Annotated in this window: 15 protein-coding genes; 11 read left to right on the forward strand and 4 right to left on the reverse strand. The window is 66.3% G+C overall.

Annotated features, from left to right (window positions below; all coding sequences use genetic code 11):
• Positions 1-21 precede the first annotated feature (21 nt).
• The 3 genes from G341_RS21500 (at position 22) to G341_RS0108525 (ending at position 3,390) form a co-directional block, all read left to right on the forward strand.
• Positions 22-1,971, forward strand: a complete 1,950-nt coding sequence (locus tag G341_RS21500; RefSeq protein WP_018178700.1) for an acyl-CoA dehydrogenase family protein — start codon at positions 22-24, stop codon at positions 1,969-1,971.
• A gap of 32 nt (positions 1,972-2,003) precedes the next feature.
• The gene (locus G341_RS0108520) at positions 2,004-2,975 is read left to right on the forward strand and encodes an NADPH:quinone oxidoreductase family protein (RefSeq protein WP_018178701.1); all 972 of its coding nucleotides are present in this window, start codon (positions 2,004-2,006) and stop codon (positions 2,973-2,975) included.
• A gap of 130 nt (positions 2,976-3,105) precedes the next feature.
• A complete protein-coding gene (locus tag G341_RS0108525) occupies positions 3,106-3,390 on the forward strand; it encodes a DUF2277 domain-containing protein (protein WP_018178702.1) in 285 nt (94 codons plus the stop codon).
• A 92-nt stretch (positions 3,391-3,482) separates the two neighbouring features.
• On the opposite strand, the gene G341_RS0108530 is transcribed toward G341_RS0108525, so the two are convergent.
• The 4 genes from G341_RS0108530 to G341_RS0108545 are packed head-to-tail and all read right to left on the reverse strand — an operon-like array spanning position 3,483 to position 7,059.
• Entirely contained in the window at positions 3,483-3,899 is a 417-nt protein-coding gene (locus G341_RS0108530; RefSeq protein ID WP_018178703.1) for a carboxymuconolactone decarboxylase family protein, read from the reverse strand.
• Positions 3,892-4,788 carry an NAD(P)-dependent oxidoreductase gene (locus G341_RS0108535; protein WP_018178704.1) on the reverse strand — a complete coding sequence of 299 codons (897 nt, stop codon included), beginning with the start codon at positions 4,786-4,788 and terminating at the stop codon, positions 3,892-3,894. Before G341_RS0108535 ends, G341_RS0108530 begins: the two co-directional genes overlap by 8 nt.
• Complete coding sequence (locus tag G341_RS0108540) at positions 4,785-5,531, reverse strand: SDR family oxidoreductase (protein WP_018178705.1); 747 nt, start codon at positions 5,529-5,531, stop codon at positions 4,785-4,787. The genes G341_RS0108535 and G341_RS0108540 overlap by 4 nt, the downstream gene beginning before the upstream one ends.
• A gap of 43 nt (positions 5,532-5,574) precedes the next feature.
• Positions 5,575-7,059, reverse strand: coding sequence for an aldehyde dehydrogenase (locus tag G341_RS0108545; protein ID WP_018178706.1), 1,485 nt, complete (start codon positions 7,057-7,059; stop codon positions 5,575-5,577).
• Between the two features lie 94 nt (positions 7,060-7,153).
• Here G341_RS0108545 and G341_RS0108550 point away from each other — a divergent pair, with 94 nt between their 5' ends.
• The 8 genes from G341_RS0108550 (at position 7,154) to G341_RS0108585 (ending at position 14,212) form a co-directional block, all read left to right on the forward strand.
• Positions 7,154-7,744: a helix-turn-helix domain-containing protein gene (locus G341_RS0108550; protein WP_018178707.1), complete on the forward strand. Its 591-nt coding sequence runs from the start codon at positions 7,154-7,156 to the stop codon at positions 7,742-7,744.
• Positions 7,741-8,973 carry a cytochrome P450 gene (locus G341_RS0108555; protein ID WP_018178708.1) on the forward strand — a complete coding sequence of 411 codons (1,233 nt, stop codon included), beginning with the start codon at positions 7,741-7,743 and terminating at the stop codon, positions 8,971-8,973. Before G341_RS0108550 ends, G341_RS0108555 begins: the two co-directional genes overlap by 4 nt.
• Positions 8,970-9,782 (forward strand): SDR family oxidoreductase, encoded by an 813-nt coding sequence (locus tag G341_RS0108560; RefSeq protein WP_018178709.1) that lies wholly within the window; start codon positions 8,970-8,972, stop codon positions 9,780-9,782. The genes G341_RS0108555 and G341_RS0108560 overlap by 4 nt, the downstream gene beginning before the upstream one ends.
• Complete coding sequence (locus G341_RS0108565) at positions 9,779-11,134, forward strand: cytochrome P450 (protein ID WP_018178710.1); 1,356 nt, start codon at positions 9,779-9,781, stop codon at positions 11,132-11,134. Before G341_RS0108560 ends, G341_RS0108565 begins: the two co-directional genes overlap by 4 nt.
• Positions 11,135-11,141: 7 nt before the next feature.
• On the forward strand, positions 11,142-11,339 hold the full coding sequence (locus tag G341_RS0108570) for a ferredoxin (protein ID WP_026303423.1): 198 nt from the start codon (positions 11,142-11,144) through the stop codon (positions 11,337-11,339).
• Between the two features lie 17 nt (positions 11,340-11,356).
• Complete coding sequence (locus tag G341_RS0108575) at positions 11,357-11,902, forward strand: hypothetical protein (RefSeq protein WP_018178712.1); 546 nt, start codon at positions 11,357-11,359, stop codon at positions 11,900-11,902.
• 26 nt (positions 11,903-11,928) lie between these two features.
• Positions 11,929-13,161, forward strand: a complete 1,233-nt coding sequence (locus tag G341_RS0108580) for a hypothetical protein (RefSeq protein WP_043451032.1) — start codon at positions 11,929-11,931, stop codon at positions 13,159-13,161.
• A gap of 130 nt (positions 13,162-13,291) precedes the next feature.
• Positions 13,292-14,212: an SDR family NAD(P)-dependent oxidoreductase gene (locus G341_RS0108585; RefSeq protein WP_245556941.1), complete on the forward strand. Its 921-nt coding sequence runs from the start codon at positions 13,292-13,294 to the stop codon at positions 14,210-14,212.
• Positions 14,213-14,245: the final 33 nt, after the last annotated feature.

Raw genomic sequence — 14,245 nt, forward strand, 5'->3', positions numbered from 1 at the left:
ATCCGGCTACTGTCGGGTCTCATGACCGATTCTGCGATCGACGACACGGTGACGGACTCCGACCTCGCGGCTGCGCTGCGGGCCGTATTGGACGGCCGGTGGGGGAGCGTTCGCGACCAGGCTCGCGACGAGCTGGCCGACTCGTCCTGGCTGCCGGACCCGTCGCTCACCATGCAGGAAGCGCGAGATCGGGTACTCGGTCAGCTGCAGGTGCTGGCCAAAGCGGGGGTGCCCAAGCCGGGGTTCACCCCGCAGCAGGGCGGTACCGGCGATGTCGGGGCGTCGATCACCGCGATTGAGATGCTCGGCTACGCCGACCTGTCGCTGATGGTGAAGGCGGGTGTGCAGTGGGGGCTGTTCGGCGGTGCCGTAGCGGGGCTGGGCACGGAGCGGCATTTCGGGCTGGTCCCCGGGCTCATCGACCTGTCGGTGCTCGGCTGTTTCGCGATGACCGAGACCGGTCACGGCTCCAACGTTCAGCAGCTGGAGACGACCGCGCACTATGACGCGGCGACCGAGGAATTCGTCATTCATTCGCCGACGCCGTCGTCACGCAAGGACTACATCGGGGGTGCTGCCGAACATGCCCGGGTCGCAGCGGTTTTCGCGCAGCTGATCACCGCCGCTCCGGGTGCCGAGCCGGAAGACCGCGGCGTGCACTGCTTCGTCGTGCCGATCCGCGATGACGCCGGTGCCGATCTGCCGGGCGTGACCACCTCCGACTGCGGCTACAAGGGCGGACTGCGTTCGGTCGACAACGGTCGCATCATGTTCGATCAGGTCCGGGTGCCGCGGACCGCGCTGCTCAACCGTTACGCCGACGTGGAGCCGGACGGCACCTACGTATCGCCGATCGAGAACGACAACAAGCGGTTCTTCACCATGCTCGGCACGCTCATTCGCGGTCGGGTGGCGGTCGGTGCGGCCAGCGGCGCTGCGTCGCGCAAGGCGCTCACCATCGCCATCCGGTACGGGTTGGGGCGCAGGCAGTTCGAGGATCCGTCCACCGGAGACGAGAGCCTGCTTCTCGACTACCGGATGCATCAGCGTCGGCTGCTGCCACTGCTGGCGCGGAGCTACGCCTTCGCGCTCCGACAGAACGAGGTGGTTGCCGAGCTGCATGAGGTCCAGTCGAGCACCGAGGTCGACCAGGTGCGCCAACGTCAGCTCGAGGCCGAGGCGGCCAGCAACAAGGCAGCCGCGACCTGGCATTCGGCCGACGCGATCCAGACCGCCCGCGAATGCTGCGGTGGCGCAGGCTATCTGGCGGCCAACCAGCTGTCGACCATTCGTGACGACCACGACGTCTTCACCACGTTCGAGGGAGACAATCTGGTACTGACGCAGTTGGTGGCCAAGGAGCAACTGACGGCCTTCGCCGAGGAGATGCATGGTCTGAACGCCGCCGGCTGGGCGAGGTTCGTCGCCGACACGGCGCGCAGCACGTTCCTGGAGAAGTCAGCGGCGCGGCAGATCGTGCAGACGCTGCTGGACGACTCCGACGAGAACTTCGAAGAGAGTGAACTGACCAAGCGCGGCGTGCAGCTGCGGATGCTCGGTGAGCGCGAAGATCATCTGCTGCGATCGGCGGCGCAGCGCATGCGCCGGGCGAATGAGCCGGACGAGGACGCGTTCGAGGTCTTCAACAATGCCCAGGATCACATCATCGCCGTCGGCGAGGCGCATGCCGAACGCGTGGCGCTGGAGGCCTTCGTCGACGCCTTGCACGGTATGGAGGAGGCGCCTGCGAAGGACCTGTTGCGCCGCGTCTGCGACCTCTACGTGTACGCGACGCTGGAGAAGCACCTGAGCTGGTACCTCAGCTACCGGATGGTTTCGGTGGAGCGGGCCAAGGCGATTCGGCGTGGGGTCAACGAACTCTGTGCGGAGTTGCGGCCGCACGCGCGGACATTGGTGGATGCGTTCGGCATCCCCGAGGAACTGCTGGCTACGGAAATGCCGCTCTCCTGACCCGAGCGACCGTTCGGCGTAATGTGCAAATCATGCGTGCACAGGTATTGACGGAAGAAATCGGCCCCGACGGATTGCAGCTGCAGGAGCGGCCCGATCCGGTCCCGCAGCCCGGCATGGCGGTGGTCGATGTGAAGGCATGCGGTGTGTGTTTTCCCGACGTGCTGATGACCCAGGGCAAGTATCAGCTGCGGCCGGAATTGCCGTTCGTGACCGGGACCGAGGTGGCGGGTGTGGTGTCGGCGGTGGCCGATGGCGAGACCGCGGTCAAGGTCGGCGATCGAGTGCTGACGACCGTGCTCGGAGGTTTTGCGGAAAAGACGATCGCGCCGGCGCAGATGATGCTGCCGATGCCGCCGGAGCTGACCTTCGATGAGGGCGCTGCGCTCGGGATCAACTATCAGACAGCCTATTTCGCGCTGAAGATCCGTGCTGACCTGCAACCGGATGAAACAGTGCTGGTGCTCGGCAGCGCGGGCGGCATCGGAGTCGCGACCATCCAGGTGGCCAAGGCCATGGGGGCGAAGGTGATCGCCGCTGTGCACCGCACCGGTGCCGCCGACATGCTGACCGAATTGGGCGCCGATCACGTTGTGCAGCTCGAGGAGGGCTGGGGCGACAAGGTCAAGGAACTGACGGGTGGCGCCGGGGCCGAGGTGGTGATGGATCCGGTCGGCGGCGACGTCTTCGATGAGGCGCTGCGGCAGACCAAGCGGGGCGGTCGCTATGTGGTCATCGGCTTCGCCGCGGGCGGCATTCCGACGGTGAAGATCAATCGGATCCTGTTCCGCAACATCGCTGTCATGGGCGCAGCGTGGGGCGAATGGGTCCGGACCGATATGGCGGAGGTCGGCCGCATCCAGGAGGCGCTCAACGCCATGATCGCCGACGGGCTGCGGCCGCCGGTCAACGTGCGCTACGCGCTCGAGGAAGTGCCGCAGGCGATCGCCGATCTCGCCGACGGCAAAGTGAAGGGTAAGGCGATCATCTCGATCGCCGACTAGCTGGTGCCAGCTGTACGACCGGCCGCGTTATGACGAAGTGCCGCATACAAAGGCGGTATTGCGGGCCTCCGTCAACCTCGCCGGATCGTCCAGCTGATCACCAGCTAGCAGATTGATATGAGGAGTCATCATGTGCCGCAACATCACCGAGCTGCGCGGCCTGGAGCCGGCGGCCACCGACGAGGAGATCAGCGCCGCGGCGTGGCAATACGTCCGCAAGGTCAGCGGGATCACCAAACCGTCGGACGCCAATCGAGCCGCGCTGGAGAAAGCCGCACGGATCGTCACCAAGGCGACCACGGAGATGCTCGACGCGCTGCCCGAGCGGCGGCAGCCGCCGAAGACGGTGCCGCCGCTGCGGCGACCTGAGGTGCGTGCCCGGATCGCGGCGCGCGAGGCGGCCGCGGCTCGATAGCCCGTCAAGCCAGCACGTTTCCAACAGCAGCGGGCATTCGCGACAGCATTTCGGTGTCGCGAATGCCCGCTGCTGTTGGAAACAGGTAGCGGCTAGCCCTGCTGGGCTTCCTTCTCCTTCTGCGCCTTCTTCTGCTTGTAGATGGCCTTGCCGAAGGTCATCTCCAGCTGCGTCCCCATCGGCCAGCCGACGTAATAGCAGAGGAAGAGCGCGATCTCGTGCAACTGCTCGGGAGTCACTTCGCCGTTCGCGAGGGCCGCTCCCGCCTGCACCTCGGCGATGTTCCACTGCCCGGTGGCGGCGACCGCGCCGAACAGCAGCAGCCGGCGTTCGCGGATGGTCAGGCCTTCGCGCGACCAGACCTCGCCGAAGACATGGTCGACGGTGTGCGCGAAGTAGTCGCCGGTCCCGTCGGCCTGGTCGAACCCGTAGACCTTGCCCATCATCTCGAGGCCGCGCTGGCGCTGCTCGCTGCGCCCCGTGCCGGCGTTTCCTGAGTTGTCACTCATCGTGTCCCGCTCCTACTCCCAGTCCGATTCCGAGGTTGTCGTACGCCAATGCCGTCAGCGGCAGACCGACGGCCAATTCGTCGCCGAGCGCGAGCGCCAGCGACAGATCCTTCTCGCCCAGGTTGCGCACATGGGTGAAGACGCCGTGCCAGAAGTCGTCCGGCGCGATGGGCGCGGTGGTGTCGCGCAGCATGATCGCGCCGGCGCCGCCGGAGATCGAATCGGTGTGCCGCACCACCTTTCCGAGATCCACGAGGCTCACCCCGGCTGCCTCGGCCAGTCGTTGCGACTCGGTGACGGCGGTGAAGGAGATGAAATGCAGCAGATTGCGGGCCAGCTTCATCTTGGTGCCCGACCCGACGGGACCGGCATGGATCACCAACTCGGCGAAGGTGCCGAACGGCTCGCTCACCGCCGCGAAGGCCTCGTCGGTACCGCCGATCATCACCGCGAGCCGGCCTTCCTTTGCCGCGACGGCGCCACCGGACACCGGTGCATCGACCAGCAGAACCCCCTGTGCGGCACAGAGTTCGGCGAGATCGATCGCCGTCTGCGGATGGATGGTCGAATGGATCGCGATGACCTGCGGCGCATCCGACTCGCCCCGGCTGGCCAGGATGTCCTCGACCACCGACCGCACCTGCTGATCGTTGAGCACGACGATCGACACCACGGCGGCGCCGCGGGCCGCCTCGCCGGCGCTCGCGAAACCGGTCGCCCCCTTGTCGGTGAACGGAGTCAGCGCGTCGGGGTTGACGTCGCAGACGCGGAGCCCGCCGGGCCAGTCGACGAGTTTGTCGGCTATCGACGCACCCATCATGCCGAGCCCGATGAAGGCGACGGGCCGCACCTGATCGCCCTGCTCGTTGCTGTCACTTTGTTCGGTCACGGCCGGAATACCTGTCCGCCATCGACATTGAAGATCTGCCCGGTGATCCAGCTGGCGTCGTCCGACAGCAGGAACAGCAGCATGTTGGCCATATCCGCCGGGGTGCCCATGCGGGCGATCGGCAGCTTGCTGACCATGTCCTTGACGATGGCCTCGGGGGTGCTGGTGCGGGTCGCCTCGGTGTCGGTCGGGCCGGGGGCGATCGCGTTGATGCGGATGCCCTGCCCGCCGAGTTCCACCGACAGCTGCTGGGTGAGGCCGTTGATGCCGACCTTCGCCAACCCGTAGAAGCCGCTGTACATGTATGCGGCGGTGGAGGATTGGTTGACGATCGCGCTGCCGCGGGGCATGTGCTTGTAGACGGCGCGGGTCACGTTGAGTGCACCGTCGAGGTTGACCGACATGAACTTCTTGTAATAGTCCCATGGGACCGTGGTGAGGAAGTCCAGCTTCATGCCGCCGTAGATGGCGGCGTTGTTCACCAGATAGTTGATCTTTCCGTGCTTCTCGACGGCCGCCGCGGCCATGGCCTTGGCCGAATCCTCGTCCGCCACATCGACCTTGATGAAGGTGCCGCCGATGTCATCGGCGACGGCCTGGCCCGCCTCGTTCAGGTCGGCGACGATGACGGTGGCGCCCTCGGCCGCGAGGGCCCGGGCATAGCCCTCGCCGATGCCGCCGGCGGCGCCGGTCACGATCGCGGTCTTGTCCTGGAAACGCCCTGTTTTTTCCGGAATGGTCACTGTGCTCCTTGGTTTATGAGTGATTGACGATGGTTGAAGCTGTTCACGCCTTGTAGGCGACGGCCTTGGTCTCGAGATATTCCTCGAAGCCGGCGACGCCCATCTCGCGGCCGATGCCGGAAGCCTTGTAGCCACCGAACGGCACGTCGGCGGAGTACCAGATGCCGCCGTTGACGCCGAGTGTCCCGGTCCGCACCCCGGCGACGACCTTCTCGACACGGTCGGGGTCGGTGCCCCAGACGGCGCCGGAGAGTCCGTAGGGGGAGTCGTTGGCGATCGCGATGGCATCGTCGTCGCCGTCGTGCGGGATGATCACCAGCACCGGGCCGAAGATCTCCTCCTGCGCGACCCGGGAGGAGTTGGGCAAACCCGAGATGAGCGTCGGCTCGATGAAGTAGCCGCGCTTGCGGTCCGCCGGTCGGCCGCCGCCGCATTCGATGGTGCCGCCTTCTTCGACGGCCAGCTTCAGGTAATCCTCGACGCGCGCCCGCTGTCGCTGCGAGATGAGCGGACCGCACATGGTGCCGGGTTCGTTGGGGTCGTTCGCGCCGAGTGCGCCCATCGTGCCGCGGGTGGCGTCGATCGCCGCCTGCAGCTTCTCCCGCGGTACGAGTAGCCGGGTGGGGATGGCGCAGCCCTGGCCCGCATGGGTGATGACGTTGATCGCGGCCATCGAGCAGGCGGTGTTCAGATCGGCGTCGTCGAGGACGATGAATGCCGACTTGCCGCCGAGCTCCAGGAACACTCGGGTCAGGTTCTCGGCGGCCGCGGCCATCACCTTCTTTCCGGTCGCCGTCGACCCGGTGAACGACACCATGTCGACACGCGGATCGGCCGAGAGTTGTGCTCCCAGTTGATGATCGGTACCGGTGATGATATTGATGACACCGGGCGGGATGTCGGTCTCCTCGGCGATCACCTTGCCGACCAGCGCCGCGCACCACGGGGTGTCCGGGGCGGCCTTGAGCACGATCGTCGCGCCGGCCGCGAGTGCCGGACCGATCTTGGCGAAGTTGATCTGATGCGGGAAGTTCCAGGGGGTGATGGCGCCGACGACACCCACCGCTTCCTTGCGGATCACCCGGTCGGACGCGATACCCATCGGCGAGGCCTGGCCGAGGGAGCTCTTCCATTCGTAGCTTTCGGCGAGATCGGCGAAGTAGTTCAGGTCGGCGATCGGCCCGGCCAACTGCGGTCCGTTGGTGAGTACTCGTGGCGCGCCGACTTCCGCGATCGTGAGTTCCCGCAGCTCGTCGAGGTGCTCGGTGAGCTTGGCGCTCAGCTGACGCAGGGCCGCCGCGCGCTTGGCGTGATTGCTCGACCAGTCGGTTGTGTCGAAGGCCGTGCGGGCCGCGGCGATGGCCGCGTCCAGGTCGGCGGACGTGGCTTCGGCGGCCCCGCCGATGACCTCTTCGGTCGCCGGATTGATCACGTCGTAGCTCCCGCCGGAGCCGGGGACGAGTTTGCCGCCGATCAGCAGATCGGAACTGTCGCTTGGTCTCAGTGATTGTGAAGGCTCCAGGGTCACCGCTGCGCTCCTCGTTTCATCGATGTCTCGCTGTTCGAAACCTGTCTAGACACGTGTCTGGACTCGAGTTCAAAAGTACGATACCGTCGTCGACATGTCCACCCCGATCGCGCACGAATCCACGCGGCGTCGGCTCACCGCGACCCAGGCCGACACCGTCGCTCGCCTGACCACCGCGGCGGTCGAACTGATCAGTGAGGACGGCTTCGAGGCGCTGACCGTCCGGCTCGTCGCGAAGCGCGCGGGCGTCGCTCCGGCAACGGCGTACACCTACTTCAGCTCCAAGAATCACCTGGTGGCCGAGGCGTTCTGGCGTCGGCTGGCGGAGTCGGTGGATGCCCCGAATCCCAAGCAGAAGCGCACCAACCGGGTGGTCTCGGTGCTGCGCCAGGTGTCGCTGCTGGTGGCCGGTGAGACCGAATTCGCGCACGCCGTCACCGTCGCGCTGCTCGGGTCCGACCCGGACGTCGAGCATCTGCGGATCAAGATCGGCGTGCTCATCCGGCAGAAGCTGGCCCAGGCGCTCAACCCCGCGGACCCCGAGGACATCGACGGTCTGTTGGTCGAGTCCCTGGAAATGCTGTACTCCGGCGCGTTGATGACCGCCGGGATGGGTTATGTCACATACGAACACATCGCCGATCGGCTGGCCCAGTCGGCAACACTGTTGTTGGAGAACGCATGACGAATGCCATTGAGGTCGTCACCGAGGATCGGATCCCGTTCGATCCGTACGACTACCGCATCCACGAGGATCCGTATCCGACGTATGAGCGGCTGCGCGCCGAGGCGCCGATCTATCACAATGTGGCGCAGGACTTCTGGGCCCTCGCCCGTCACGACGACGTGCGAGCCGGCTTCCGGGACAACGTGCGGCTGTCCAACAGCTGGGGTGTTTCGATCGACCCGGCGTCCTACAACGAGAACGCGCATTTCGCGATGTCGTTCCTGGCGCTGGACGACCCGAAACACATGCGGATGCGCAAGTTGGTTTCCAAAGGCTTTACCCCCAAACGCATCTCGGAGCTGTCGACGCGGATCACGGAGCTGACCCACGAGCACTGGGACGAGTGCCTGCAGCGCGGCAGCTTCGACTATGTGCACGACTTCGCCGGCCGCCTCCCGATGGATGTGGTGTCCGAACTGCTGGGTGTTCCCGTCGCCGACCGGGGCCAGCTGCGCCGGGCCTCGGATCTGCTGGTGCACCGCGAGGAGGGCGTGTTCGATGTGCCGCCGGAAGCGGTCACCGCCTATCTGGAACTGAACACCTACTATCGCGAGCTGCTGGCCGACCGCAAACGGAACCTCGGCGACGACCTGGTGTCGGCCCTCATCGAGGCCGAGATGCCCGACGAGTCAGGCGAACCGACGCGGCTGACGGACGACGAGATCATCGGCTTCATGATCCTTATGATCGTCGCCGGCAATGAGACCACCACCAAGCTGCTGGCCAACGCGATGTACTGGGGATGGCGCAATCCGGACCAGCTGGCGATCCCGCTGGCCGATCCGGCTCGGGCCACCGAGTGGACCGAGGAGACGCTGCGTTACGACAACTCGACGCAGATGCTGCTGCGCCGGGTACTCGAAGACGTCGAGTTCCGCGGCGTGACGATCCCGGCCGGCGATCGGGTGCTGCTGCTCCTGGGATCGGCCAACCGCGATCGTGAAGTCTTCGAAGAGCCCGACGTGTACCGGCTGGGCCGCGACAGCAGCCAGACGATCGTGAGCTTCGGGATGGGCACGCACTTTTGCCTGGGGGCGCATCTCGCGCGACTCGAGGCGAACATCGCTCTGACCGAAATAGCCAAGACGGTCAAGGGATTCGAGATCGATATCGCGGGTGCGCACCGAGTGCACTCGGTGAATGTCCGCGGTTTCGCCGAACTTCCGATGGAGGTCAGTACCCGATGAGCACGACCAAGTTCGAGCCGCACCCGCAGCGGCGTCCGGCGATCATCGCCGGCGCGTCGTCGGGGATCGGCGCCGCGACCGCGGAATTGCTCGGGGCTCAGGGCTTTCCGGTCGCGCTCGGCGCGCGCCGCGTGGACAAGATCGAGGCGCTGGCGGCCAAGATAAATGAGGCCGGCGGTGAGGCGGTGGCGCTGGAACTCGATGTGACCAAGCCCGATTCGGTTGTCCAGTTCGTGAAGTCGGCCGAGGCCGCGCTCGGACCCATCGAGGTGGCGGTATCCGGCGCCGGCGATCTGGCGGCCGGCAAGACCCACGAGATGGACCCGGAAACCTTTGCCGCACAGGTCGATGTGCATCTGATCGGGGCCGAGCGGCTGTACCGAGCGATCGTCCCCGGGATGGTGTCCCGCACCCGCGGCGACTTCGTCTTCATCGGCTCCGATGTGGTCAAGGTTCCGCGCATGCGGCTCGGGCCCTACGTCGCGGCCAAGGCCGGCGTCGAGGCGATGGTGCAGGCCCTGCAGGCCGAGCTGGAGGGCACCGGGGTCCGGGTGTCGACCGTGCGTCCCGGTCAGGTGCTGACCGGGATGGGGATGAACTTCGACCCGGAAACCGTGGGGCCGTTGCTCGACGACTGGCGCAAGTGGGGACACATCCGGCACTCGAATTTCCTGGCGCCGGAGGATCTTGCCGCCGCGGTATCGGCGGTCGTGAACACCCCTCGCGGCAGCCATCTGTCGATGGTGGAAGTGCAGCCGGAGGCCCCCATCGTCACCCCTGATGTCAGCAGTACCGAGGAGAAGAAATGACCACGCTGACCACCCCGCGCCGGGTCTCCGGCGGCGAAGGCGAACACGGCCACCTGGATGAGCTGGCCACCGATCCGATCGGCCTGTTCTGGCGGGTGCGCGAGGAATGCGGCGACGCCGGCATGTTCCAGCTCGCCGATCGGGAAGTGGTGCTGCTCTCCGGTGCCGAGGCGAACGAGCAGTTCTTCCGCGCCGCGGAGGAGGACCTCGACCAGGCCGCCGCGTACCCGTTCATGACGCCGATCTTCGGCGAGGGCGTCGTGTTCGACGCCAGCCCGGAGCGGCGCAGCGAGATGCTGCACAATCAGGCGCTCAAGGGCGCGCACATGAAGCAGCACGCGGTGACCATTCCCGACGAGGTGCAGCGGATCATCGCCGACTGGGGCGACGAGGGCGAGATCGACCTGCTTGAATTCTTCGCCGAGCTGACCATCTACACGTCCTCGAGTTGCCTGGTGGGCAAGAAGTTCCGCGAGCAGCTCGACTCGCGCTTCGCGTCGCTGTATCACGATCTGGAGAAGGGCACCGACCCGATCGCCTACGTCGATGCGCACGCGGACATCGAGAGTTTCCGTCGCCGCGACGCCGCCCGCGCAGGGCTCGTCGAGCTGGTCAGCGAGATCATGCAGACCCGCATCGACAACCCGGCCACCGACGAGGACCGCGATCTCCTGGACATCCTGGTGTCGGTCCGCGACGAGGAAGGCAACCTGCGGTTCAGCGCCGACGTCGTGACCGGCATCTTCATCTCGATGATGTTCGCCGGACATCACACCACCTCGGGTACCGCGGCATGGACGCTCATCGAGCTGCTGCGGCACCCCGACTACCTCGCCGGAATCGTCGCCGAACTCGACGAGTTGTATGCCGACGGAACGGAATACAGCTTCGGCGCGATGCGGCAGATCACCAAGCTGGAGGCCGCTATCAAGGAGGCCCTGCGGCTGCATCCGCCGCTGATCGTGCTGATGCGGGTGGCGCAGAACGACATTGAGATCGGCGATTTCGAGATCCGCAAGGGCCAGACGGTCGCGGTCTCGCCGGCCATCAGCAACCGGCTCGTCGAGGACTTCCCGAACCCGGACGACTTCGAGCCGGAGCGCAACCTGCAGCCGCGGGCCGAGGATCTGGTCAATCGCTGGACCTGGATCCCGTTCGGCGCCGGCCGACACCGCTGCGTCGGCGCGGCATTCGCGATGATGCAGCTCAAGGCGATCTTCTCGGTTCTGTTGCAGGACTATGAATTCGAGCTCGCGCAACCGTCCGACAGCTACCGCAATGACCATTCGAAGATGGTGGTGCAGCTGCAGCAACCCTGTCGGGTGCGCTACCGCAAGCGCGTGAGGAGTTAGCGCAATGATCCGGGTGATAGTCGACTTCGATCTGTGCCAAGGCCACGGCATGTGTGAGCTCGAGGCGCCGGACGTCTTTGCCGCACAACGGGACACCGTCGAGTTGCTGGACAACCCGGTTGATGACTTCCTGCGTCCCGACCTGGAGCGCGCCGTGCGCTTCTGCCCGACCCAAGCTCTGTCGATCGTCCAAGAAGATGACTAACAATAGAGGACCAACACATGTCGTTTGATCGTGCCGAACTGGACGAGATGATCGTCCGGTGGGAGAAGGCCAACGCCGACGTCGAGAAGGCCGGCGACTGGCGGCCGCTCGCCGAGTTCTACACCGAGGACGCCACCTACGGCTGGAACTACGGTCCCACCGAGGAGTTCATGGCCGTGGGTCGCGACGAGATCCGCGATCTGGCGATCGGCCAGGAGATGGACGGACTGGAGGGGTGGACCTACCCGTATCAGAAGTGGGTCGTCGACGAGCGCACCGGCGACATGATCGGCTTCTGGAAGCAGATCTCCGACGCCACCCGCGCCGACGGGTCGCACTACATGGTGAATGGCATCGGCGGCAGCTGGTTCCGCTACGGCGGCAACTTCATGTGGGAATGGCAGCGGGACTTCTTCGACTTCGGCAACGTCACCGCGCTGTTCATGGAGATGATCACCGACGGCGCGTTGAGCGACGGGATGAACATGCGGATCCAGCGGGCGACCAAGGGGCGGCTGCCCGGCTGGTACAAGATCGGTACCGCACCGGTCGAAATCTGGTGAGCATCAAGGGATCTGGAGTGAGCACGATGGGATATAGTGATCTGCCCCGTGAACAGCTCGTCGCGCTGCTGCCCGAGCTGCTGCTCACCGGACATCTCATCGACCGCAGCGGCATGGCCCATGTAATCGGGGCCTACGGTCGCGAAGTCATGACGCAGGTGGCCATCGAGGAGTGGCGAGCAGCGAGCCCGGTCTACACCCGGCGCATCCGCGAGGCGCTGTCCATCACCGAAGACGGCGTCGCGGACATCTTCAAGGCGATGCAGTTCGACATCGGGGCGCCGCCGCAGTTCATGGACTTCCGCTACGGCGTTACCGACCACGACCACGGCGAGTTCGTGCTCGCGCACTGCGGCGCCCTCATCGACGTCGAGCCGATGGGCGACGACTACGTCACCGGCATGTGCCACGACATCGAGGACCCCACCTTCGACGCCACAGCCATCGCGACGAACCGCCGCGCGCGCGTGCGACCGATCCACCGGCCGCCGCGAGTGCCGGCTGACCGCACCCCCCACTGCTCATGGACGGTCACGATCGACCCGGAGATCGAGGAGCTGCCGATCCCGGCATCGGCTGAGCGAATGGCGACGACGGGGGCCGCATCGGTGGTGTTGTCGGCGATCGACCGGTCCGAGGCCGGGCTGGTCGACTATGCGGGGCCGCTGCTGTCGGATCTGCGTGCCGCCGACTGGTCGCGGTCGGCGCTGGTGCGGCTCTGCGAGGAGATGGCTTTGCAGCAGCACCTGCTGGCAATCGGTTTCCGCTGGGGCATCGCCGAGCACGGCGGCGACGATCGGCCGGACATCCTCGCCAAGCAGCTGACGGGTATCGCCGGGTTGTCCGCCGCACGGCTGCGCCAAGCGCTCGGCGCCGATCGGTCGGCGGCCGGATTGGCGGCCGTGCTCGCCGCGCACCCGCTGCTGAACCCGGTGCAGTACACGCATGCGCAGGTCGAGCTGACCGACGACGTCGTGGCCGTGCACCTGCCGTCCCGGTCGGCCGCGACCGATGACGGCGGCTGGCTGTCCGTCGTCGATGCGGAGAATGTCGATGCGCTGAACGCGATCGGGCAGGGCGTCGATCCGACCTGGCGGGTGGCTTCCGCGGCCCGCGGCGACCGCGGTCTGACCATCGAGTTCGGCCGCGGCGAGCCCGCCGATGAGCCTGTCGAGGTCGCGATCACACGGTTTTCGACCGGCGCCGCGTTCGCGTTCGACGACGGGCGAATCCCCTTGGAAATCACTCCGATTCACTGACCTTTCGGCGAGCCGTCGAGGCGACCTCACCGCCGAGGTCTCGATTCGGTGACCGGTGGATACCGCTTCTGCAAGGCTTGCTGACCTGCAAGGGAATTCTTAATGTCGGTTCCTACTCTTGGGCCTGAATGTGCAATCAGTAGGTCTGGAGGGCGGGGTGACCCAGCAGGTGCGGCGGCTGGCCGGCAAGTCGGCGATCGTGGCCGGTTCGAGTCGCGGAGTCGGTTTCGCGGTGGCTCGGGCGATGGCGCGGCACGGTGCCGCGGTGATCGTCAACGGGCGCGATCCGATGGCCGCGAAGGACGCCGCGGATCGGCTGGCCGACGAGGGAGCGCGCGTCATCGCGGTGCCCGGTGACGTCAGCGCGGACGGTGTCGCCGACAGCCTGGTGGCCGCCTGTAAGGCCGAGTTCGGTGGCGTGGATATCGCTGTCAACTGTGCGGGACTCAGCGTGCACTCCGACCAGTCGATTCTGGCGGCATCGATCGGCGACTTCCGTGACAAGCTGGACGCGCATCTGGTCACGACGTTCCAGCTCGCGCGTGCGGTGGCGCCGACGATGGCGGCGCAGCGATCCGGATCGATCGTGCTCAGCAGCTCGCTCGGCTTCCGCGGGACCTACGCCGGCACCGGTGACCCGGCCGCGAACGGCGGTGTGGTGTCGCTTGCCTTCGCGCTGGCGCAGGAGCTGGTGGAGCACGGGGTGCGGGTCAACACCGTGCTGCCGGGCGCGCAGACCGAGGAGACCTCGGGGCAGGAGTACCGGGCGTGGATCGACGGGCTGTATCAGCGGGGGATCGTCGATGACGTCACCCGTGACGGGGCGCTGAACTCGGCACCGCCGGAGTACGCGGCGCAGGTCTACGCGTTCTTGGCCAGTGACCTCGCCAAGGACATCACCAAGGGGCTGTTCGTCGCATCGGGCAACTTCGTCGGGCGGTATCCGTTGTCGGCGCCGATGCTGGTCGCGTACCGCGATTTCGAGCGGACCGAGCCCTACACGCTCGAGGAACTCGCGACGATGGTCCGTCCGGATTGGGACGCACCCTGACCTGCTGAAAACCTGATGTATGCGGCGGCTCGC

The organism is Jongsikchunia kroppenstedtii DSM 45133 (genome assembly GCF_000380485.1).
Lineage (GTDB): Bacteria > Actinomycetota > Actinomycetes > Mycobacteriales > Mycobacteriaceae > Jongsikchunia > Jongsikchunia kroppenstedtii.

Coding starts and splice junctions, on each gene's coding strand:
- G341_RS21500 (WP_018178700.1), top strand. CDS start 22: ATGACCGATTCTGCGATCGACGACACGGTGACGGACTCCGACCTCGCG.
- G341_RS0108520 (WP_018178701.1), top strand. CDS start 2,004: ATGCGTGCACAGGTATTGACGGAAGAAATCGGCCCCGACGGATTGCAG.
- G341_RS0108525 (WP_018178702.1), top strand. CDS start 3,106: ATGTGCCGCAACATCACCGAGCTGCGCGGCCTGGAGCCGGCGGCCACC.
- G341_RS0108530 (WP_018178703.1), bottom strand. CDS start 3,899: ATGAGTGACAACTCAGGAAACGCCGGCACGGGGCGCAGCGAGCAGCGC.
- G341_RS0108550 (WP_018178707.1), top strand. CDS start 7,154: ATGTCCACCCCGATCGCGCACGAATCCACGCGGCGTCGGCTCACCGCG.
- G341_RS0108555 (WP_018178708.1), top strand. CDS start 7,741: ATGACGAATGCCATTGAGGTCGTCACCGAGGATCGGATCCCGTTCGAT.
- G341_RS0108560 (WP_018178709.1), top strand. CDS start 8,970: ATGAGCACGACCAAGTTCGAGCCGCACCCGCAGCGGCGTCCGGCGATC.
- G341_RS0108565 (WP_018178710.1), top strand. CDS start 9,779: ATGACCACGCTGACCACCCCGCGCCGGGTCTCCGGCGGCGAAGGCGAA.
- G341_RS0108575 (WP_018178712.1), top strand. CDS start 11,357: ATGTCGTTTGATCGTGCCGAACTGGACGAGATGATCGTCCGGTGGGAG.
- G341_RS0108580 (WP_043451032.1), top strand. CDS start 11,929: ATGGGATATAGTGATCTGCCCCGTGAACAGCTCGTCGCGCTGCTGCCC.